Below are 20,556 nucleotides of genomic sequence, written 5' to 3'. Positions count from 1 at the left end.
CTCATCGCTCCTCCGGCTCGACAGTGGTGGAATCGGCGGTGGGGTCGGCGGTGGGGTCGGCGACCAGCAGCCGATCCAGGTCGTCGGTGCTGACCTCCTCGACCAGCTCGACGCTGATCCGGCAGCCGTCGAGCACGACCTCGGCGACCGAGGAGCGGCGGATCTCCCCGCCGGCGTCGTAGACCCGGACGCTCAGCTCGGGGCAGCCGAGGTGGGTACGCCAGGCGTTCCACTCGGTGCGGTCGCCAACGCTCAGCGACAAATATCGGCAGCCTTGGGCGAGGTAGAGGCGCCACGGGGCACTCAACCCCGCGGCCACCCCCTCGGCGATCAGCCCGAAGGCCTGGGCTCGGGTGGCGAGCTCGGTCACCACACCCCCTCGGCACCGGGGGCGTGACGCATGTGAGCACCAATCGTCTCATGCACGTGACACACCGTAGATTGTCCCATGAGCGTGACAGTATCAGCTTTTCGTCCGCTTACATTCACCACGACGGGCATCTATTCTGCCCGGGTGACACCCCTCGAAAGTGATTCTGGATCGTTTACCGCGAATCCGAGAGTTCCGTCACGTCCGCGTGACAGCAGCGTGGCTGGGCAAACACCTGCGGACGCCTGGTCGTACCGTCACGGGGTGACCGAGACGGCCAACGCGCGAAAAATCGCCTTCGCCACCTTCGTTCGGCGCGCCCTCGACGAGGCGCGGGCGACGCGTGCCTGGAGCGGCACCGAGGTGTCACGACGTACCGGCGTCTCGCGGCAGACGATCAACCGGTGGGTTCGTGGCGACTGGGCCAGCGACCCCGAGGCCGAACGCGTGGTCGCGTTCTGCGAGGGCCTCGGGCTGAATCCCGCCGCCGCCTTCGCCGCGCTCGGCTGGGACCGCACCGCGAGCGGTCCACGCGCAGGCCAGCCAGCCCCTCCGATGGACCCGGACGTGGAGGCCCTGCTGCGCCGCCTGGTCGACCCGAACGTGTCGGACGCGGAGAAGTTCCACATCCGCGAAACCATTAGATACCTCGCATACCGCCCAACGCTGCCGGTCGATGTCCGAAAAAGAGGTAATCAGGCCGGGTAGTTCCTCAGATGGCGAAAGAACGCCTGGTCAGGTTCATTCGTTTCGCTCCGGGGCAGGATCGGGCACGCTAGCGTCCCTATTCGTACTGCTTGGGCTCGTCATCGGCGGGGGGACGGGACAAGGCCGAACCTAGCCCTGCGGGACAGAAGGAGGGGTCTGTCCATGACCCTGAAGTGGTGGGCAGTCGTGGTCGCCACGGTGTCGTTGACACTGTGGGCGACTGGCAACGTGGTGACCCTCGCGGTCAACGGTGGGCAGCTGCCGCTGCTCGTCAACCTGCTCGCGCTCACCAGCGCCGGCACGGCGGTCATCCTGGCCGTCGTCGCGGAGCTGCACGAGCGGCTCAACGACCGGATCAGCGCACTCACCGAGTTCCTGGTGGCACGCCTCACCGAGATAGAGACCCACACCGGGGATCGCAACACCGGCTTCGTGGAGGGCTACCTGCTGAGCCACGGCCAGGAGGCGGCGGTGGTGCCGTTCGGCCGCCGAGGACGAGGGGCCGCCGAACGCTGACGAGCGCCGCCGAGTGGGTCCGCTCGGCCAGGAATGAGCCCCCAACGCCGGGGTACGCTGACGCGCGTGCCGCCGTTGAATCTGGGCAACCACCAGCCGAGGACCCCGCTGAACGCCGACCAGGCGTGGCAGATAACTGCCGGCCGGGCCGCCGGAACCGTGCTCTTCTTCGACTTCGACGGCACACTCGCGCCCGTCGACGACGACCCGACGGCGGTTCGGCCCGCGCCCAACGCGCTCGCCGCCATCGAGGCGCTGGCGCCGGTGGTGCAGCGGATCGCGATCGTCTCCGCGCGACCCGTCGAGTTCCTGCGCGACCGCCTCGGCGAGCTGAGCGGCGTTGACCTCTACGGCCTCTACGGCCTGGAGCACAGCCACTCCGGCGGCGAGACCGTCACCGAGCCCACCGCCCTGCCGTGGGTGCCCACCATGTCCGAGCTGGCCGACCTGGCTCGGGAGGAGCTGCCGCCCGGCGCCCTCGTGGAGTACAAGCGGCTCTCGGTCGCGCTGCACTGGCGTACGGCCCCGCAGCTCGGCACGACGGTGCAGCAGTGGGGTCAGGCGCAGGCCGACCGGCTGGGGCTGCGGGTCCAGGCCGGCCGGATGGTGCTGGAACTCAAGCCACCCGTCGACCGGGACAAGGGCATGGTGATCGGCGAGGTGGTCCAGGGCGCCACCGGGGCGTGGTACTTCGGCGACGACGTCTCCGACATCAAGGCGTTCGCCGCGGTCCGTGCCCGCGCCGAGGCGGACCCGGACTTCTTCGGCGTCTGCGTGGCCGTCGCCAACCCGGAGACGGGCCAGGAGGTGGCCGACGCCGCCGACCTGACCATCGAGTCCCCGGATGCGCTTGGCGACTTCCTGACCCGGGCCCTGAGCCGGCTGCCCTAGGCGCCGTAGCGGCGCTGGCGGGTGGCGTACGAGCGCAGCGCGCGCAGGAAGTCGATGTGCCGGAAATCCGGCCAGTTCAGCTCGCAGAAGTAGAACTCCGAGTGCGCGGACTGCCACAGCATGAACCCGGACAGCCGCTGCTCCCCGCTCGTGCGGATGACCAGGTCGGGGTCGGGCTGACCACGGGTGTAGAGGTGCTCGGCGATGTGCTCGACGTCCAGCACCTCGGCCAGTTCCTCGATGGTGCCGCCGGAGGCGGCGTGCTCGAGCAGCAGCGAACGGACGGCATCGGTGATCTCCCGCCGGCCGCCGTACCCGACGGCGATGTTGACCTCCGCGCCGCCGCTGCGGTCCCGCGTACGCTCCTCGGCCCCCTTGAGGGCCGCGGCGGTCTGGGCGGGCAGCAGGTCCAGCGCGCCGACGATACGCAGCCGCCAGGGATTGCCCTCCTCCGACAGCTCCACCACCAGGTCCTCGATGATCTGGAGCAGCGGATCCAGCTCGCTGGCCGGGCGGCGCAGGTTGTCGGTGGCGAGCAGATAGAGGGTGACGTGCCCGACACCGGCCTGGTCACACCACCCGAGTACGTGCTTGATCTTCGCCGCGCCGACCCGGTGCCCGTCGTTCGGGTCGACGTAGCCCATCTCCCGGGCCCACCGGCGGTTGCCGTCGCACATCACTCCGACGTGTCGGGGCACCGGCTTGCCCGCGAGCTTTGCCGTGAGCCGGCGCTCGTACACGGAGTAGATAAGGTTCCGCAGCGTCATCACCTAGCAGCGTAGCGACCCTCCCGCCGGATCACCCCTTCGGAGGGCGATCCCCGCCGGACAGTTCGATGCCGATCATGCCCAGCGTACGGGCGGTGAGCCGCCCGTCGCCGAGCCCCAACTCGACAACATCGTCGAAGACCCGGTCGTCCCGACGGGCAGCCCGCACGGCCGCGTCGACCACCCGACGCCGCCGCGCCAACCAGGCGGCCACCGAGCTGTGGCGCAGGTGGGTGCCGAGGCGACGACGCAGACCCGCGGCGTAGCGGCTGGCCGCCGCCTCGGGCTCGCTGGCCGCCGCGGCCCCGGCCAGCGCACCGGAGAGCAGCGCGTAGAAGATGCCCTCCCCGGTGAACGGATTGATCAGCGACAGGGCGTCCCCGGCGAGCAGGGTGCGGTCCCGACCCGGCGTCGGCCGGTGCGTGGACAGCGGCAGGTGGTGGGCGCGCAACGCGGTCACCGTCGACAGGTCGGTGCCGGGCAGCAACGCGGCCAGGCGGTCCAGCAGGTACGTCCGGCTCAGCGGCTCGCCACGCAGCACCTCCCCGTACCCGACGTTCGCCCGACCGTCACCGATCGGAAACGACCAGGCGTACGCCGGCCAGCGCGCCTTCGAGGTGACGATGAGCTGCTCGGGTGGGCCGGGCAGCGCGGGGGCGTACCCACGGATGGCCAGCGCGAGGTGCCGGTCGGGGTTGACCGGATGACCGAGGGCCCTGCGCACCACCGACCCGGCCCCGTCCGCGCCCACCACCACCCGGCCGGACAGCTCCCCGTCGAGCACCACCCGATCGCCGCGCGGCTGGACCCGCCGGACGCTGTGTCGGCGCAGTTGCGCGCCCGCGGCCACCGCGGCAGCCACCAGTCGCGCGTCGAAGACCTCCCGGGGCACGGTGTACGCCGGCCGGGGCAGCGCCCGAGCCACCGCCTGGCCGCCCGGCGCGACCATCCGCAGCGCGGGCAACGGGGCGTACCCGGCCACCGCGTCGGTCACGCCCAGCTCGGTGAGCACGTCCACCGAGTGCGCCGCGATCCCGTCGCCGCACGCCTTGTCCCGAGGGAAGTCGGCACGGTCCAGCAGCAACACGCTGGCACCCGCCCGGCAGGCCGTCAGCGCGGCGGCCGCTCCGGCCGGACCCGCACCCACCACCACCACGTCGAACTCGTCGCTCACCGCGCACCTCCCGTCCCGCCCGCTGTGACCACCGCCACGCAATCTTCCCCCACCCAACCCCGCCCCGCCCCACGCCCCACCCCACGCCCACGCCCACGCCCACGCCCACGCCCACGCCCACGCCCACGCCCACGCGATCTTGCACTTTGTGTCGACGCTTCGCACCTTTAAGGACGTTTCGTCGCAACAGAAACTGCAAGATCGCCGCGCGACGAGGGCGGGGGTGGGGGTGGGGGTGGGGCGCGGGGGTGGGGCGCGGGGGTGGGGGTGGGGGTGGGTGGGGTTCTCAGGCCGGGACGGTGGCGTCGGGGGCGCGGGAGGCTCGGCGTAGGCCGTAGAGGGCCAGGGCGGCGGCGACCAGCAGGGGTGCGCCGTCGCGGATCAGGCCGTCCAGGCCCAGCAGCCACCAGCACAGCGGCAGGTCCACGGCGAGGACGCCCAACGTGACGACGACCAGCAGGCCACGTGCCCAGTCCTTGCCGCGCATCAGGAACGCGGTGCAGAACAGCACGGCGTAGCTGGCCGCGATGCCGGCACCGAACCAGAACAGCACGGCCGGTACGGCGGAGAGCCGATCGTCCAGGATGGCGCCTCCGGCCACCAACGCCGGCACCAGCATCAGCGGGCTGTAGGTGAACGCGGCCACCCGGCTGGTCAACAACCACGCGCTCGCCTGCGGCCGACGCGGCGGGGTCTCCCGCCACGAGATTCCAGCCCTGTCGATGACCAGGCGGGGCCGATGCCGCACGAGATGCCCGGCGAGCGCAGACGAGCGGTAGAGCAGCCAGACCACCGCCACGCAGAGCGCGCTGAGCACGGCGAAGCCGAGCAGGCCTGGCAGCGGCGGCACCCCCTGTCGAGGGACGATGAGCCGGCCGACGGCGAAGATCGTGGTGACCGCGAGGATCAGCCCGAACGGGCGGGCCACCGTCCGGCCACGGCGCACATGCCCGATCAGCAGCAGGAAGCCGAACGAGCGCAGCATCGCCCAGCCGGTGCGTACCGCCAGACCGAAGCCCTGCTCCGGGGCGTACCACCAGTTGAGCAGCTCGACCACGACGGTGGCCGCCGCCGTCGTCGCGAGCAGGAAGGTGAGCGCCCGGACGGCGGACGGCCGCCGGACCTCGGTCTCGGCGGCCGTCCTCATGGGATCCGTTGTTGCCCGCGACGGGCGATGTTCACACCTGGCGCTGGGGCTGCGCCGCGTCGAGTCGGGCACGCAGCGCGTCCAGCTCGGCCCAGAGCACGCCGGGCAGCTTGTCACCGAACTTCTCGAACCACTCGGTGATCATCGGCAGCTCGTTACGCCACTCGTCCGGGTCGACCTTCAGCGCGATCCGGACGTCCTCCGGGGTCATGTCCAGTCCCTCGACGTCCAGCGCGTCCTGCGCCGGGACCATGCCCACCGGGGTCTCGACCGCGTCCGCGGTGCCCTCGATCCGCTCCACGACCCACTTGAGCACCCGGGAGTTCTCCCCGAAGCCCGGCCACAGGAACGAGCCGTCCGGGTCCTTGCGGAACCAGTTGACGTAGTAGATCTTCGGCAGCTTGGCCTCGTCGCCGTCGGCGCCCTTGCCCATCTCGATCCAGTGCCGGAAGTAGTCGCCCGCGTGGTAGCCGATGAACGGCAGCATCGCCATCGGATCGCGGCGGACCACGCCGACCGCGCCGGACGCGGCGGCCGTCGTCTCCGATGAGAGCGTCGCACCCATGTAGACGCCGTGCACCCAGTCGCGGGCCTCGGTGACCAGCGGGACGGTGTCCTTGCGCCGGCCGCCGAAGAGGATCGCGTCGATCGGCACGCCGTTCGGGTCGAAGTACTCGTCGGCGAGGATCGGGCACTGGGTGATCGGGGTGCAGAACCGGCTGTTCGCGTGGGAGGAGAGGCTGTCGCTCTCCGGCGTCCAGTCGTTGCCCTTCCAGTCGATCAGGTGCGCCGGGGGCTCGCCCATGCCCTCCCACCAGACGTCGCCGTCGTCGGTGAGGCCCACGTTGGTGAAGACCGAGTTGCCCCGGTCCAGCGTGCGCATGGCGTTGGCGTTGGTCTTCCAGTCGGTGCCGGGCGCGACGCCGAAGAGGCCGTACTCCGGGTTGACCGCGTAGAGCCGGCCGTCCGGGCCGAACCGCATCCAGGCGATGTCGTCGCCGATGGTCTCGACCTTCCAGCCCGGGATGGTCGGCTCGACCATGGCCAGGTTGGTCTTGCCGCAGGCGGACGGGAAGGCGCCGGCGATGTGGTGGACCTTGCCCTCCGGCGAGGTGATCTTAAGGATGAGCATGTGCTCGGCGAGCCAGCCCTCGTCCCGGCCCATCACGCTGGCGATACGCAGCGAGTAGCACTTCTTGCCGAGCAGCGAGTTGCCGCCGTAACCGGAGCCGTACGACCAGATCTCGCGGGACTCCGGGAAGTGCGAGATGTACTTGGTCTCGTTGCAGGGCCACGGCACGTCCTGCTGGCCCGGGGCGAGCGGGGCGCCGATCGAGTGCAGCGCGTGCACGAAGTCCGCGTCGTCGCCCATCGCCTCGAGGATCGCCGCGCCCATCCGGGTCATGATGCGCATCGAGGCCACCACGTACGGGCTGTCGGTGATCTCGACACCGAACATCGGGCTCTCGGCCTCGACCGGGCCCATCACGAACGGGATGACGTACATGGTGCGACCGCGCATCGAGCCGCGGTACAGCTCGGTCATCGTCCGCTTCATCTCGGCCGGCGCCATCCAGTTGTTGGTGGGGCCGGCGTCCGCCTCGTCGACGGAGCAGATGTAGGTGCGTTCCTCGACCCGGGCGACGTCGGACGGGTCGGTGCGCGCGTAGAACGAGTTCGGCTTCTTCTCCGGGTTCAACCGGATGAGGGTGCCGGCCTCGACCAGCTCATCGGTGAGGCGACGCCACTCCTCGTCGGACCCGTCCACCCACACGACCCGGTCGGGGGTGGTCAGTTCCGCGACCTCACGGACCCAGGCAAGCAGTTTCGGATGGGACGTCGGGGCCTGATCGATACCCCGCACTACAGCCGGAGCAACCATGACACATCTCCTTGTGGTCGACGCTGACCGATCTATGGGATGCACGAGTCTCAGCGACGCGAAGCGCCGCCGTCGTGGAAACCTGGGATTGGGCTCAGCGTAAACCGGGCAGCCTTCCGAGTCAGTGGGACTGGTTGTGAAGAACTGCACAAGCTACGGCCACGCTGCGGCATCGCGATCTGATACCCGCTTTCCTGCGCAGTTTCACGCAAATCTTGTTGTGCACCCCGGTCGACGCGCGTTGCGGTTGGGCCGTCAACCCACCCCGCCGACCGGTTCGCGGATTCCCGTTCCGAGGCGCGTCAGTCCTCCCACCTGGTTACGCTGCGTTCAACTGCGGCGCACCGGCTGAAAGGGCCCACATCGGCGACGATGTCCCCCTCGCCGTTGCTCCCCCGCCGACACCTCGACAGCCGGTAGGCTCGCTCCGTGGCCGCCACGATGACCGGGGAGCAACCGGGTCCCCGGCAGACCCGACCGGGTCTGGTCCGTGGACTGCTCGACCGTTTCGGTCACCTCGTGCACGAGCTGAGCAAGTTCGCCACCGTGGGCGGGATCGCCTTCCTCGTCGACTTCGCGCTCTTCAACTACCTGACCACCGCGCGCGGCATGGAGCAGGTGACGGCCAAGACGATCTCGACGGTGATCGCCGCGACCTTCGCCTTCCTGGGCAACCGTTTCTGGACCTGGCGGCACCGCCAGCGCAGCAACCCGGCCCGGGAGTACGCGCTGTTCTTCTTCTTCAACGCTGTCGGCCTGGGGATCGCGGTGGCCTGCCTCGCGATCAGCCGGTACGGGCTCGGCAGCATCTGGCCGTCCGTGTTCCAGACGCAACTGGCCGACAACATCGCCAGCTTCGTCGTGGGCGCTGGCCTCGGCACGCTGTTCCGATTCTGGTCCTACCGGCGGTTCGTCTTCGTCGAAGCGGGAACTCCGATCGCGCCGCAGGTGGAGCACGACCAGGATCACGGGGCGTGACCTGCCGCTTACCTTGTCCGGCCGGTGATCGCCGGCTTCACCGACTGCCCTAAGGTGTTTCGCATGCGTCTTGTCCGTCTGCTGCCTGAGCGCTGGCAGAAGTTCATCCACGAGGCGCTCAAATTCGGCATCGTCGGCGGCGTGAACACCGTCATCAATTACGCGGTGTTCAATGTCCTTGCACTTACCGTTTTCGTCAACGGTCAGTTGAAGGCGAACGTGATCGCGACCCTCGTCGCGACGATCACGTCGTATCTGATGAATCGTCACTGGACGTACCGGGATCGCCCGAAATCGGCGATGCGTCGGGAGTACGTCCTGTTCTTCCTGTTCAACGGAATCGGCCTGCTCATCGAGCTGGGGGCCGTCGCGGCGGCGAAGTACGGGCTCGGCGTACACGGCCTGCTGGCGCTGAACGTGGCGAAGACCGCCGGTGTCCTGCTGGGCACGCTGTTCCGGTTCTGGTCGTACCGCACCTTCGTCTTCCAGCCCGTCACCCCGGCCGAGGACGCCGCGAAGACCAAGCCCACCTGGCACGACATCCCGCGCGACGAGTGGGACACCATGGCCGAGATGGACCCGGTCGCCGAGCTTGCCGAATCGGTCTCCGAGTTGGAAGAGGCGCAGTCCGCCGAGCGTCCCGACCCGACACCCGGCCCGACCGGCGCCGCTCCGACCCAGGGGCGGCCGTTGACCGCCGGCCTTCCGGCCGACCTGGACGCGGAACTCGCCGCGGAGCTGCACGCCGGCACTCGTCGCGCACCCCGCCGGTGACGCCACCCGCCCTCCGCTCCGGCACCGGAGCGCCCGCCGAGCTGTTCTTCGAGGACCTCGTCCCGGGCCTCACCGTCGACCTCGGGACGGTGGCCGTGGACGGCGACGAGATGCGGGCGTTCGCCCGGCGCTTCGACCCGCAGTGGTACCACGTCGACCCGGAGCTGGCCGAGGCCAGCCGGCACGGTGGCGTCATCGCCAGCGGCTTCTACACGGTCAGCCTGTTCATGCGGGCGTACGTCGACCACCTGCTGTCCCGCGCGGCGGCCGACGCCTCCCCCGGTCTGGAGGAGCTGCGGTGGCTCGCCCCGGTACGCGCCGGGGACCGTCTCGCCGTGCGGGTCGACGTCATCGGCGCCCGTCCGTCGTCCGCTCGCCCGGGGCTCGGCACCGTCATCCTCACCGGCACCATGCTCCGCCTCGGCCCGGACAACCGGCCCGAGCAGGAGGTGCTGCGTACGCGCTTCCGCGGTTGGTTCGCGCTGCGCCCGGTCGAGACGGACACCGAGCCGGAACCGTCGTCGGCAGAGCCGACGGACGCCGCGCCGCCATCGGCCGAGCCGGCCGGAACCGAGCCTGCCGTGACCGAGCCGGCAGAGGCGGGACCGCAGCAGGCCGGACCGCAGCAGGCCGGACCGCCCCACGCCGGGCCGCCCCACGCCGGCCCGGTGCAGGCGCGACCATCCGAGCAGACGACCCAGGCCGAGCAGCACGCCTGACCACCCCGGCCCAGACGCGGGCCGGGGCGATCAGTGCCGATCCGATCAGCTCGTGGTGTCGCGCAGCGGCTTGCCCTCGCGCATGTCGGCGAGGATGTCGCGCATCTCCCCGTCGCCGAGCGAGTGCTTGTCGTGCTGCGCCTCGACCAGCTCGTAGAGGGTGGTCTGCACCCGGCCGACCCCCGGTACGTCCTTGAGCACCGACTGACCGCGCTCACCGGCGGACTCGATGGTGAGGGTGCCGCAGCCGAGCATCCGCTCGAAGAAGTGCTGGTTCATCGAGTGGTCGTTGATCCGGGTCAGCGGAAGGTCCCGCCGGTCCCGGGAGAAGACACCCTGCTGCAACAGCACGCGCTCGTTGGTGAACAGGTAATGGGTGGTACGCCAGACCAGGAACGGCCACAGACCGAGCCAGAGCACCGCGACCAGGCCGATCACGCCGATCACGGCCAGCGCGATCGAACCGCCGGAACTCTCGGGTAGCAGCAGCACGCCGACCACCACCGCGGCGATGGCGACGACCAGCACCAGAATCGGCCGGACAAGGGCCTTCCAGTGCGGGTGCAGGTGCAGCACGACGTGCTCGTCCTTCGTGAGCACGTCTTCGGGGAACGCCACGACAACCTCCAACGCCTTTTCTTTGACGCGCCGACGGTAAACCCCGAAAGCCAGTCAGCGACATCCGCCACGCGGCCCCACCCCAGCTTCCGCGATCTTGCACTTTCGGTCGCCGTTACGCGCCCTTGAGCCCGATACGCCACGACAGAAAGTGCAAGATCGCCGCGGAGGGGGGCTAGCGCACGTGCAGGACGTCTCCGGCGGATATGGTTCGGGTTTCCAGCGGGGTGGTTAGTTGGAGTTGGCCGTCGCTGTCGATGCTTGTTGCGGTGCCGGTTCGGGTCTCGCCGTTGGGCAGCAGGACGCGTACCTCGCGGCCGATCGTGGCGCAGGAGGCCAGGTAGGCGGCGCGTAGCCCACTCGCCTCGGCGTCTCCGCCGGCGGTGCGCCAACGGTCGTACCAGTCGGCGAGCGCCCGCAGCAACGCCCGCAGCAGTGGGTCCCGGTCGGTGGCCGCCGCGCCGGCCAGTTGCAGCGACGTGGCCGGCAGCCCGGTCGGGTTCACCGGCAGCTCGTCGGCGCGCAGGGTCACGTTGAGACCGATGCCGAGGACGATGGCCGGCGGTTGTGCCGCAGAGCGCCCCGGCACCGCCTCGGCCAGCACGCCGGCACACTTCGCATCCCCGATGAGCAGATCGTTGGGCCACTTCAGGGTCGCGTCCAGCTCGGACAGCCGGGCCACCGACTCGACAAGCGCGACGCCGGCGAGAAGGGGCAGCCAGCCGTACCCCGTCGGTGGAACGGCCGCCCAGTCGCGGTCCGGCGCGGCCTCGCCGGGGCGCAGCAGGACGCTGGTGGCGATGCCGGCGCGCGGCGGCGACTGCCAGACCCGGCCGCGACGGCCGCGCCCGGCGGTCTGCCGCTCCGCGACCACGACCAGACCCTCCGGCTCGCCCGCGGCGGCGGCCTCGGACACGTCCGCGTTGGTGGAGCCGGTCTCGGCGTACAGCTCCAGACGCGTCCAGGGACCGTTCGGCGCGACCAGCGCGCGCCGCAGCCGGGCCGCCGACAGCGGTGGTCGGTCCAGATCGGTGTACGGGGAACCCGGCATACCGTCAGCCTACGGCGGCGACCGGTACGGGCGTTGAGGCGTACTGCACAGCCGCACGGACCTGAACCATCGTTATATTCCCTGGGTGACTACCGAGACCGGGACCAACATCCACAGCACTGCCGGCAAGCTGGCGGACCTGGAGCGCCGGGTCGACGAGGCGGTGCACGCCGGGTCGGCGCGTGCGGTCGAGAAGCAGCACGCGCGGGGCAAGAAGACCGCCCGCGAGCGCATCGAGATGCTGCTCGACGAGGGCTCCTTCGTCGAGCTGGACGAGCTGGCCCGACACCGGTCCACGGCCTTCGGCCTGGAGCGCAACCGCCCGTACGGCGACGGCGTGGTGACCGGCTACGGCACTGTCGACGGCCGGCAGGTCTGCGTCTTCGCCCAGGACTTCACGGTCTTCGGCGGTTCGCTCGGTGAGGTCTTCGGCGAGAAGATCGTCAAGGTGATGGACCTCGCCATGAAGATCGGTTGCCCGGTGGTCGGCATCAACGACTCCGGCGGGGCCCGCATCCAGGAGGGCGTGGTGTCGCTCGGCCTGTACGGGGAGATCTTCTTCCGCAACGTCCGGGCGTCCGGGGTGATCCCGCAGATCTCGCTGGTGATGGGGCCCTGCGCGGGCGGCGCGGTCTACTCCCCGGCGGTCACCGACTTCACCGTCATGGTCGACCAGACCTCCCACATGTTCATCACCGGACCCGACGTGATCAAGACCGTCACCGGCGAGGACGTCGGGATGGAGGAGCTGGGCGGGGCCCGTACGCACAACACCCGCAGCGGCAACGCGCACTACCTCGCCAGCGACGAGGACGACGCGGTCGACTACGTCAAGGCACTGCTGTCGTACCTGCCGTCGAACAACCTCGACGAGCCGGTCGTCTTCGAGGCCCCGGCGGACCTGGAGATCACCGACGAGGACCGTGCGCTGGACACGCTCATCCCGGACTCGGCCAACCAGCCGTACGACATCCACACCGTCATCGAGCACGTCCTCGACGACGGGGAGTTCCTGGAGGTCCAGCCGCTCTACGCGCAGAACATCGTCGTCGGCTACGGCCGGGTCGAGGGTCGGCCGGTCGGTGTGGTCGCCAACCAGCCGATGCACTTCGCCGGCACCCTGGACATCGCCGCCTCCGAGAAGGCCGCCCGGTTCGTGCGCACCTGCGACGCGTTCAACATTCCGGTGCTGACCTTCGTCGACGTGCCCGGGTTCCTGCCCGGCACCGGCCAGGAGTGGGACGGCATCATCCGCCGGGGCGCGAAGCTCATCTACGCGTACGCCGAGGCGACCGTCCCGAAGGTCACCGTGATCACCCGGAAGGCGTACGGCGGGGCGTACGACGTGATGGGCTCCAAGCACCTCGGCGCGGACCTGAACTTCGCCTGGCCGACCGCACAGATCGCCGTGATGGGCGCGCAGGGCGCGGTGAACATCCTCTACCGCTCGGAGCTGGCCGGTTCCGATGATCCGGCGGCGGTCCGGGCCGAGAAGATCGCCGAGTACGAGGACACGCTGGCCAACCCGTACGTGGCGGCCGAGCGCGGGTACGTCGACTCGGTGATCGCCCCGCACGAGACGCGCACCCAGATCGTCCGGGCACTACGCGTCCTGCGGACCAAGCGCGAGACCCTGCCGCCCAAGAAGCACGGCAACATCCCGCTCTGACCGCTCGCTCGCTTCTCGCGCACGCTCGCTTCTCGCGCACGCTCGCTGTTTTCGCGCAACTTCGGGGAAAGTGCTGCTTCCCTGCCCTGGGAGGCAGCAACATCCCCGAAGTTGTGCGGACAGTCAGCAGGCCGGGTTGGCAGCGGGACACAGTCGCCGGGCAGCGACTCGACCCAGCGCCTCGAGGTCCGCGTCGTGCAGGCCCAGGTCCGGATTGGGCTCCAGCACGGTGAGCAGGTCGCCGACCCGGACCATGACTGTCATCCCGACCGGGCTGGAGCGCTGGAGTGTCCTTTCGGTGGTGGCCGGACCAGCGGGAGCGAACGGTACGTACCGCACCAGGATCGACTCGTCACCGGCGAAGTTGCTCGCCGCCGTCTCCCAGGCGTGCCTGCTCTCGTTCGGCGTCGTCGCACCCGCCACCAGGGTGCGCTCGGCGAAATACCACTCGGGGCAGGCCTCGAGCAGCGCCCTCAGGTGGGTGAAGAGTCGCGTGCTCACCAGCGGATCGACCCGGTAGACGTCCTGGCTGAGTTCGACCCGCGCCGGCGCGCCACCGTCCTTCGTCGACGACAACAGGGTCTGCGACCGCGAGTAACGGGAGTACGCGGGCACCGCCGGTACGCCACGGTCGTCGCCGCACCTCTGCAACGTCGGATCCAACCGGACGACCTCCCCGAGACCGGCATCGCCGAGCTGCACGGGGTTCTTCACCGGCACCTCGGTGACCGCCAGCAGGGAGTCCAGGGGAATGTCCGCCCGAGCGGGGCCCTGCGTCGAGACGGGCAGGGCGGCATCGGGCGCAGCGGAGGTGCCTCCCGTCAGGGCGTATGCCGGGCCTGTCACCGCCGCGAGCACCGCGACGGTCGCCAGCGCGACGGTACGACGACTGCGGCGACGGGCACGGGCCCGGATCTCCTGCGGCTCCGGCCACTGCACGTCGCTCAGGTCGCGGTGGACCTGTTCGACGAATGCCAGGTCGTCATGCATCGGTGGCCTCCTCCAGCTCAGAGACGGCGAGCAGACCGGCGAGCGCGGTACGCCCACGGGAGAGGCGGGCCTTGACCGTGCCGACGGGGGCGGCGGTCTCCCGCGCCACCTCGGCGACCGGCATGCCCATCAGGTAGTACAGGGCGATGGCGGTGCGTTGCTCCTCGGGCAGTCGGCGCAGCGCGGCGACCACCTCGACCGTGTCGGTGCCCGGCCCGGGAACGGTCTCGGTCGCGCCGTGCCGCAGGTACGCGCGGGCACGGCTGCGCAGGCTGCGCCACCGGCTGACGGCGACACGGCTGGCGACCACCCGTACCCACGCCTCCGGGTCGTCGTAGGCGCTGATCGTCGACCAGCGCTGCCAGGCCCGGATGTACGCCTCCTGCACGGCATCCTGCGCCTCGACCCGGTCGCCGGTGAGGGCGTAGACGAAACCGAGCAGCCGTTGTCGGCTCCCCCGGTAGAACTCGTCGAACCCGTCGACGTCCGGCACCCCGCTACCTCCCCGTGTCGGTCGCAGGGAACACGCGCCGGGCGGGGCGCTCGGTTGCCCCGGTCAGGCGATCATCTTCTCCAGCTCGGCGAGTGGGAACGCGCCGGCCCCGATCCGCTCCCGCGTGGCCCGCCGTACCGCCCGCTGCACGGCCACGTTGGCCGGCGTCGGTACGCCGTGCAGCCGGCCGAGCAGCGCGATCTCCCCGTTGAGGTGGTCGACCTCGGTCGAGCCCGTGCCTCGGGCGAGGCTCTGCCAGGTGGAGCCGCCGGACCGGTTCGCGCCGCCGACCGCGCGCTGCTGCACGAGGTCACCACGTTCGGCCCGTTCCTCCTCGGGGGACGTGTGCGGGATGCGGGCGGTGGCGAGCGCGGCGATGCCCTCGGCGCGTACCCGCTCGATGAGGGCATCCGGGATGTCATCCCCGAGCAGCGCCTGAAGCCCGTTGCCGAGGTTGCTGAGCAGCTTGCCGTACTTCCAGCGCAGCACGTCCTCGCGTACCGGCGCGACGAAACCGGCGGCGGTCAGGTCAGCGGCGATCGCCCGGTCGGTGTCGTCGGCGCCGCCCGGATAGCGGCCGATGTGGAGCATCCCGGGGTGCGGGTGTCCGTTCGCCACCACCACGCCCGGCTCCAGATGGGTGGCCGGCAGCCAGACGCAGATCGGGTGCACGTCCGCGAAGAGCCGCAGGGCGGCCCGCTCGTTCGCCACCCCGTTCTGCGCGGTGACCAGCGGCAGCCGCTCGCCGGCCGTCCCGCCGCCGGCGACGGGAGCGTCCACCCACGTCGCCAGCGCGTCCTCGGTGTCCTGCGACTTGACGGTGAGCACCAGCACCGTGTCCGGCGACAGCGGCCGGTCACCTGGGCCGTCGACGGCGGCGAGCCGGGCGGTCACGTCGCCGTCCGGCTGCCGCAGCGTCAGGCCACGCTCCCGGATCGCGTCCAGGTGCGCCCCACGGGCCACCAGTGTCACGTCCCGGTCGGCCTGCGCCAGCCGTACACCGATGGTCCCGCCGACCGCGCCCGCCCCGATGATCACGTATCGCATGGGCTCATTCTGCCCCGATGGGATCAGAGCGTCAGGCCGGCGTCGGTGAGGATCGGGCCGGCGAGCAGCAGGGCGCCGACGACGAGGGCGACCAGGTTGACCAGGGCGAAGAAGACCACCCAGAAGAACGCCGGAAACGGGGTCAGCCCGGCGAGCTGGTCGGCGTCGGAGGCGGGCATCCGACCACGCGAGCGCAGGCGTTGCAGCTCCACCACCGGCCGCACCCCGCCCAGCAGCAGGAACCACACCCCGGTGTACGCGAACGCGGCCTGCACCTGCGGCGTCGCGTACCAGGAGACGGCGAACACCAGCGCTCCGGTGACCAGGAGCGACACCACGCCGAACGCGTTGCGGATCATGACCAGCATGGCGAGCAGCATTGCCACCGCGACCCAGAGCAGCAGGGTGATGCGGTTACCGCCGAGCAGCCAGGCGCCGGCCAACCCGATCAGCGGCGGGGCGACGTAGCCGGCGAGCAGGGTGAGGATCATTCCCGGCCCGGAGGGTCGACCGGCGGAGAGCGTCAGTCCCGACGTGTCCGAGTGCAGCCGGATTCCGCGCAGCTTGCGGCCGGTGAGCAGGGCGACGAGGGCGTGCCCGCCCTCGTGGGCGATGGTGATGGCATTGCGGGCGATGCGCCACGGCAGCCGGGTGGACACCACCACCAGCGCGACGGCGGCGGTGATCAGCACCAGCAGTGGGGGCGGGTCCGGCTGCGCGCCGAACAGCGTGTCCCACATCTCGCCCAGTCCGTCGATCGACATCATGGGGCGCGAGCCTACCGGCGGCGTTCCGTGTCGCGCCCGAGGCACCGGCCCGTATCCTGGGAGACTGATCGGGTGGCGAGTCGAGCGGGAGGTGAACGCGGGTGAGCGCAGCGCCCCTGGAGCCGCACATCGGCCTGTGGACCGAGGCCGACTACTTCGCCTTGGGCGAGACGCCTGACCGCATCGAGCTGCTCGACGGGAGCCTGATCGTGAGCCCTGCCCCGAGCCGTTGGCACCAGCGGGTGTCGCGTCTACTGGCGAACAGCATCGAGGCAGCGGCAGATCCAGACGGGCTTTCGGTCTACGAGGCCATCAACGTCCGGCTCGGCATCGACCGGGTCGTCATCCCGGATCTCGTCGTGACCGACATCGACGGCGACGGCATCTTTCTCGACGCAGACCGGGTATCTCTCGTTGGCGAGATCGTCTCGCCCGGCAACGCTGCCGCCGATCGCCTCATCAAGATGCAGCTCTACGCCATCGCGCGCATCCCCTGGTACCTGCTGGTCGAGCAGGACGGTGACGGTCACTCGCTGCGCCTGTACCGGCTCGACGGCGAGCACTACGTCGAGGACCAGGTCGCCAAGGCCGGCGAGACGTTGAGCGTGGTCGAGCCCTTTCGCTGGCAGCTCGATCCGGCCGCGTTGCGCTGATCGTCCGCCAGCTGACGGTAGGACGACAGACGCCCATCGATGAAACTTTCTTCTAAGACTCTTGCGATCTAGGGCAGTTACCTCCAAAGATGGGCGTCAATAGACAGGCGTCCCTGGAGGCACTCATGGCCCGTACCCGATCATCGCTGCGCCGCGCGCTCGCGGCCGGCCTCACCGTCCTCGCCACCGCGGCGGCGACCCTGGTCGCGACCGCCGGTCCGGCGGCAGCGGCCACCACCGCCGGTGTCGACGTGTCCCACTACCAGGGCAGCATCAACTGGACCAGCGTCCGGAACGCGGGCATCGAGTTCGCCTTCATCAAGGCGACCGAGGGCACCAGCGTCAAGGACTCCGCCTTCAACACGAACTACGTCAACGCCTACAACGCCGGAGTGATCCGCGGGGCGTACCACTTCGCCCGGCCGAACATCTCCGCCGGCTCGACCCAGGCCAACTACCTGGCGTCCAACGGTGGCGCGTGGTCGGCGGACAGCCGCACCCTGCCGGCGGCGCTGGACATCGAGGCGAACCCGTACAGCGGCGGCTACTGCTACGGCCTCAGCACCACCGGCATGCGCAACTGGGTGCAGGACTTCCTGAACACCTACCGCTCGCGCACCGGCCGGTACGCGGTCATCTACACCACCACGAGCTGGTGGAACCAGTGCACCGGCAGCTGGACCGGCCCGTGGGCCAACCACCCGCTCTGGCTGGCCCGCTGGTCGAGCACCCCGGGTGCCCTGCCGGCCGGCGCGTCGGTGTGGAGCTTCTGGCAGTACACCAGCAGCGGCGCCGTCTCCGGGATCAGCGGCAACGTGGACCGCAACTACTGGAACGGGGACCGGAGCCGCCTCGTGGCGCTGGCCAACAACACCTGATCGGGCCGTTGGCGGCAGCGGGATCGACTATCACCTCACGGTGCACAATCGGTCCGGCTGCCGCCACACCACCGGTTTCGGTTCAGGCCCGCCGTCGGCTCAGGGCGGGCACCAACACCGGAGCTTCTTCGCGGACGACTGAGTCCCGCCGAACGAGCCGCCGGACACCCACCGCACCAACGGTGATGGCGACGACGCCGAACAGCGCGACGAGTACCGGAAGCCCAACGCTGATCAGCAGCAGTGCCACATCGCCTAGTGCGACGAGCATCCACAGTGCCAGCCGGGGCCGGGCGTTCCTGTATCGGTAACCCATGTCGCACCTCCCTCCGTCGTTGGAGATCAGATACCCCGAACGACGCAAGAACATGCGAGAGAGGTTCGCGCAGGTGTGGAACGCGGGTCAGTTGACCCGGTCGGGCTTGAAGCCCTTGACGATCTGGTCGAAGTTGGCGAGGTTGGCCTGCCAGTCCTTCTCCGCGATCTCCCACCGGATGGCGTAGCCCCGGTTGCTGGCCGTTACGAAGCCCCGGTTGCGCACGTGGATGCGGGCGTTGTCCCGGGTCTCCAACCACTCCCAGTCGGCGCAGGTCCGATACCAGTCGCAGGCCTTGATGCTGCCCACCAACTGGTAGTTGCTGACCAGATTCCGACGGTACGGCTCCTTTTCCTTCCAGTCGGCGACTGCGTCCTTCAGCGGGCTGGAGGTCCACTGGACGAGCATCTTGCCGGGCCCGCCGGACTGGTCGAAGACGACCGTGTCCGAGCTGGTCTGACGGCCGCTCCAGCCGGGTGGGAGCGGGATGGAGAAGGTCGGCCCCTTGTGCAGCGTCCAGCCCGCCGGCAGCGCGTTCGGGTCCACGGACGGCGTGGCCGATGGAGTCGGGCTAGGAGCGGCGCTGGTCGGCGGGGGTGCCGCCGGGGCGGTCGTCGGCGCGGCCCCGGTAGTCGCGGCGGCAGTCGTCGGGTCGGCCTGCTGGGTGCCGTCGTCGTCGCCCTTGGTCAGCATCGGCACGATCACCACGAGGCCGACCAGCAGCAGGGCCACCAGTGCACCGATCAGCACGTTCCGGCGGGTGTTGTTCGGCTTCGTACCGTCGAACTGCGGAACCGCCGCGCGCCCCGCCGGGCCCACCGGCGGCATCACCGACGTGGGCGTCGAGGGTTTGCGCTGCTCCGGCGCCACCGGCGGACCGTCCACGGCCGTCGGCTCGTCGTCAGCGTCCGTCGTACCGTCGCCGCTGGCACCGCCCCCGGCGGACACCACGGCGGTCGGGTCGGCCTCCGGCGTGGCCGGTCGGTCGATGGTCGCGGTCGGCTCGGCCGGCACCGTGGCCGTCGGCTCGGCGTCCACACGGCCCGGCACGACCTCCGTCGGCGTCGCGTCGGCCACCGCCGGCCCGGCCGCGGCTGCGGCTACCGGCGGCGGGGTACGCGGAGCAGGCGGCGACACCGGGCGGTCGGTTACCTCCTCGGCCGGGCGGGGCGCCGGCACGAGCGGCGGGCGCGGCTCACGCGGACCGTTCGGCCCCGGCCGGCGTACGCCGTCGAGCAGTGAGATCCCCCGCGTCCGCTTGCCACCGGCGCGGCGCAGCAGGCGTTCCGCCACCTCGGCGGTGATGCGTTCCTTCGGGTCCTTCTGCAGCAGCCCGGTGAGGACCGCCTTGAGTGGGCCGGCGTTCTTCGGGGGTGGCATCGGTTCGGTGGCCAGCGCGGCCAGCGTGGCGATCGCGGACGGCCGCGCGTACGGCGACTTGCCCTCCACCGCCGCGTACAGCGTCGCGCCCAGCGACCACAGGTCGGCCTCCGGCCCGGCGGTGCCCTCCCGGGCCCGTTCCGGCGAGATGTACGCGGGCGAACCGAGCACCATGCCGGTACGGGTGACATTCGGGTCACCGGGAATCGTGGCGAGACCGAAATCGGTCAACACCACCCGACCGTCCTCGCCCAGCAGCACGTTGCCCGGCTTGACGTCGCGGTGCATGACGCCCGCCTTGTGGGCCGCGTTCAACGCGCCGAGCACGCCCAGGCCGATCTCGATCGTCTGGGCCACCGACACCGGCCCGTCCTCGGCGAGGGTGTCCTGCAACGACCTCGACGCCACGTACTCCATGACGATCCACGGGTCGCCGTCGGTCCGCAGAACATCGAAGATGCGCACCACGTTCACGTGGTTGAGTCGGGCGATGGCCCGAGCCTCACGCAGCGAACGTTCCCGCATCTCGCGGCGTTCCTCGTCGGTGAGGCCGGGCGGCGGCACCAACTCCTTGATGGCGACGTCCCGGTGCAACACCTCGTCGCGCGCCTTCCACACCCGACCCATGCCGCCCTGGCCGAGCGGCGACAGAAGCCGGTATCGGTCAGCGACGAGTTGGGGAAGCGCGTTCGACATCGGTGAGACGGTACCCGGACCCGCCGACGCTCACACCGCCGGCACGCCACTGTGCGTGTGACGTGACTTCTG

Annotated in this window: 22 protein-coding genes; 9 read left to right on the top strand and 13 right to left on the bottom strand. The window is 70.5% G+C overall.

The window, feature by feature from the left end; translation table 11 throughout:
* Position 1 precedes the first annotated feature (1 nt).
* Entirely contained in the window at positions 2–370 is a 369-nt protein-coding gene (locus ABZU91_RS14775; protein ID WP_355239441.1) for a hypothetical protein, read from the bottom strand.
* A gap of 264 nt (positions 371–634) precedes the next feature.
* Between ABZU91_RS14775 and ABZU91_RS14770 the strand changes: the two genes are divergently transcribed.
* The 3 genes from ABZU91_RS14770 to otsB all read left to right on the top strand — a co-directional run bounded on the left by ABZU91_RS14770 (position 635) and on the right by otsB (position 2,485).
* Complete coding sequence (locus ABZU91_RS14770; RefSeq protein ID WP_355239439.1) at positions 635–1,078, top strand: XRE family transcriptional regulator; 444 nt, start codon at positions 635–637, stop codon at positions 1,076–1,078.
* A 162-nt stretch (positions 1,079–1,240) separates the two neighbouring features.
* The gene (locus tag ABZU91_RS14765) at positions 1,241–1,594 is read left to right on the top strand and encodes a hypothetical protein (RefSeq protein WP_355239436.1); all 354 of its coding nucleotides are present in this window, start codon (positions 1,241–1,243) and stop codon (positions 1,592–1,594) included.
* Positions 1,595–1,660: 66 nt separating this feature from the next.
* Complete coding sequence (otsB, locus tag ABZU91_RS14760; RefSeq protein ID WP_355239433.1) at positions 1,661–2,485, top strand: trehalose-phosphatase; 825 nt, start codon at positions 1,661–1,663, stop codon at positions 2,483–2,485.
* Here the strand turns inward: otsB and ABZU91_RS14755 are convergent.
* The 4 genes from ABZU91_RS14755 to ABZU91_RS14740 form a co-directional block, all read right to left on the bottom strand.
* Complete coding sequence (locus tag ABZU91_RS14755; protein WP_355239430.1) at positions 2,482–3,252, bottom strand: isoprenyl transferase; 771 nt, start codon at positions 3,250–3,252, stop codon at positions 2,482–2,484. The genes otsB and ABZU91_RS14755 overlap by 4 nt on opposite strands.
* A gap of 31 nt (positions 3,253–3,283) precedes the next feature.
* Entirely contained in the window at positions 3,284–4,426 is a 1,143-nt protein-coding gene (locus ABZU91_RS14750; protein ID WP_355239427.1) for a geranylgeranyl reductase family protein, read from the bottom strand.
* A 286-nt stretch (positions 4,427–4,712) separates the two neighbouring features.
* Entirely contained in the window at positions 4,713–5,573 is an 861-nt protein-coding gene (locus tag ABZU91_RS14745) for a hypothetical protein (RefSeq protein WP_355239425.1), read from the bottom strand.
* A 31-nt stretch (positions 5,574–5,604) separates the two neighbouring features.
* Positions 5,605–7,455, bottom strand: a complete 1,851-nt coding sequence (locus ABZU91_RS14740; protein WP_355239422.1) for a phosphoenolpyruvate carboxykinase (GTP) — start codon at positions 7,453–7,455, stop codon at positions 5,605–5,607.
* Between the two features lie 441 nt (positions 7,456–7,896).
* On the opposite strand from ABZU91_RS14740, the gene ABZU91_RS14735 reads away from it, so the two are divergent.
* The 3 genes from ABZU91_RS14735 to ABZU91_RS14725 all read left to right on the top strand — a co-directional run bounded on the left by ABZU91_RS14735 (position 7,897) and on the right by ABZU91_RS14725 (position 9,926).
* On the top strand, positions 7,897–8,433 hold the full coding sequence (locus tag ABZU91_RS14735; RefSeq protein WP_355239818.1) for a GtrA family protein: 537 nt from the start codon (positions 7,897–7,899) through the stop codon (positions 8,431–8,433).
* 63 nt (positions 8,434–8,496) lie between these two features.
* Positions 8,497–9,207: a GtrA family protein gene (locus ABZU91_RS14730; protein ID WP_355239816.1), complete on the top strand. Its 711-nt coding sequence runs from the start codon at positions 8,497–8,499 to the stop codon at positions 9,205–9,207.
* The gene (locus ABZU91_RS14725; protein WP_355239420.1) at positions 9,204–9,926 is read left to right on the top strand and encodes a MaoC/PaaZ C-terminal domain-containing protein; all 723 of its coding nucleotides are present in this window, start codon (positions 9,204–9,206) and stop codon (positions 9,924–9,926) included. The genes ABZU91_RS14730 and ABZU91_RS14725 overlap by 4 nt, the downstream gene beginning before the upstream one ends.
* Positions 9,927–9,971: 45 nt before the next feature.
* On the opposite strand, the gene ABZU91_RS14720 is transcribed toward ABZU91_RS14725, so the two are convergent.
* A complete protein-coding gene (locus tag ABZU91_RS14720; protein WP_355239417.1) occupies positions 9,972–10,544 on the bottom strand; it encodes a PH domain-containing protein in 573 nt (190 codons plus the stop codon).
* Between the two features lie 175 nt (positions 10,545–10,719).
* A complete protein-coding gene (locus ABZU91_RS14715; RefSeq protein WP_355239414.1) occupies positions 10,720–11,595 on the bottom strand; it encodes a biotin--[acetyl-CoA-carboxylase] ligase in 876 nt (291 codons plus the stop codon).
* A gap of 85 nt (positions 11,596–11,680) precedes the next feature.
* Between ABZU91_RS14715 and ABZU91_RS14710 the strand changes: the two genes are divergently transcribed.
* Complete coding sequence (locus ABZU91_RS14710; protein WP_355239412.1) at positions 11,681–13,264, top strand: acyl-CoA carboxylase subunit beta; 1,584 nt, start codon at positions 11,681–11,683, stop codon at positions 13,262–13,264.
* Positions 13,265–13,387: 123 nt separating this feature from the next.
* Here the strand turns inward: ABZU91_RS14710 and ABZU91_RS14705 are convergent, their stop codons facing one another.
* The 4 genes from ABZU91_RS14705 to ABZU91_RS14690 form a co-directional block, all read right to left on the bottom strand.
* Complete coding sequence (locus tag ABZU91_RS14705) at positions 13,388–14,254, bottom strand: hypothetical protein (protein ID WP_355239409.1); 867 nt, start codon at positions 14,252–14,254, stop codon at positions 13,388–13,390.
* Complete coding sequence (locus ABZU91_RS14700) at positions 14,247–14,747, bottom strand: sigma factor-like helix-turn-helix DNA-binding protein (protein ID WP_355239406.1); 501 nt, start codon at positions 14,745–14,747, stop codon at positions 14,247–14,249. The genes ABZU91_RS14705 and ABZU91_RS14700 overlap by 8 nt, the downstream gene beginning before the upstream one ends.
* Before the next feature lie 63 nt (positions 14,748–14,810).
* The gene (locus ABZU91_RS14695; protein ID WP_355239403.1) at positions 14,811–15,794 is read right to left on the bottom strand and encodes a 2-dehydropantoate 2-reductase N-terminal domain-containing protein; all 984 of its coding nucleotides are present in this window, start codon (positions 15,792–15,794) and stop codon (positions 14,811–14,813) included.
* Positions 15,795–15,817: 23 nt separating this feature from the next.
* Positions 15,818–16,561, bottom strand: coding sequence for a M50 family metallopeptidase (locus ABZU91_RS14690; protein WP_355239400.1), 744 nt, complete (start codon positions 16,559–16,561; stop codon positions 15,818–15,820).
* Positions 16,562–16,662: 101 nt separating this feature from the next.
* Between ABZU91_RS14690 and ABZU91_RS14685 the strand changes: the two genes are divergently transcribed.
* Both ABZU91_RS14685 and ABZU91_RS14680 read left to right on the top strand, forming a co-directional pair.
* The gene (locus ABZU91_RS14685) at positions 16,663–17,214 is read left to right on the top strand and encodes a Uma2 family endonuclease (RefSeq protein ID WP_355239397.1); all 552 of its coding nucleotides are present in this window, start codon (positions 16,663–16,665) and stop codon (positions 17,212–17,214) included.
* A 125-nt stretch (positions 17,215–17,339) separates the two neighbouring features.
* The gene (locus ABZU91_RS14680; RefSeq protein WP_355239813.1) at positions 17,340–18,092 is read left to right on the top strand and encodes a GH25 family lysozyme; all 753 of its coding nucleotides are present in this window, start codon (positions 17,340–17,342) and stop codon (positions 18,090–18,092) included.
* Between the two features lie 82 nt (positions 18,093–18,174).
* On the opposite strand, the gene ABZU91_RS14675 is transcribed toward ABZU91_RS14680, so the two are convergent.
* Together ABZU91_RS14675 and ABZU91_RS14670 are read right to left on the bottom strand one after the other, a co-directional pair.
* The gene (locus ABZU91_RS14675) at positions 18,175–18,408 is read right to left on the bottom strand and encodes a hypothetical protein (protein ID WP_355239393.1); all 234 of its coding nucleotides are present in this window, start codon (positions 18,406–18,408) and stop codon (positions 18,175–18,177) included.
* Positions 18,409–18,495: 87 nt separating this feature from the next.
* On the bottom strand, positions 18,496–20,484 hold the full coding sequence (locus ABZU91_RS14670) for a protein kinase (protein ID WP_355239390.1): 1,989 nt from the start codon (positions 20,482–20,484) through the stop codon (positions 18,496–18,498).
* Between the last annotated feature and the right edge of the window lie 72 nt (positions 20,485–20,556).

This window comes from Micromonospora sp. NPDC005174, from assembly GCF_040608495.1.
In the GTDB taxonomy this organism is placed as follows: Bacteria; Actinomycetota; Actinomycetes; order Mycobacteriales; family Micromonosporaceae; genus Micromonospora.
The sequence above is the reverse complement of the archived record's forward strand: the minus strand, read 5'-3'. Positions and strand labels throughout refer to the sequence as shown.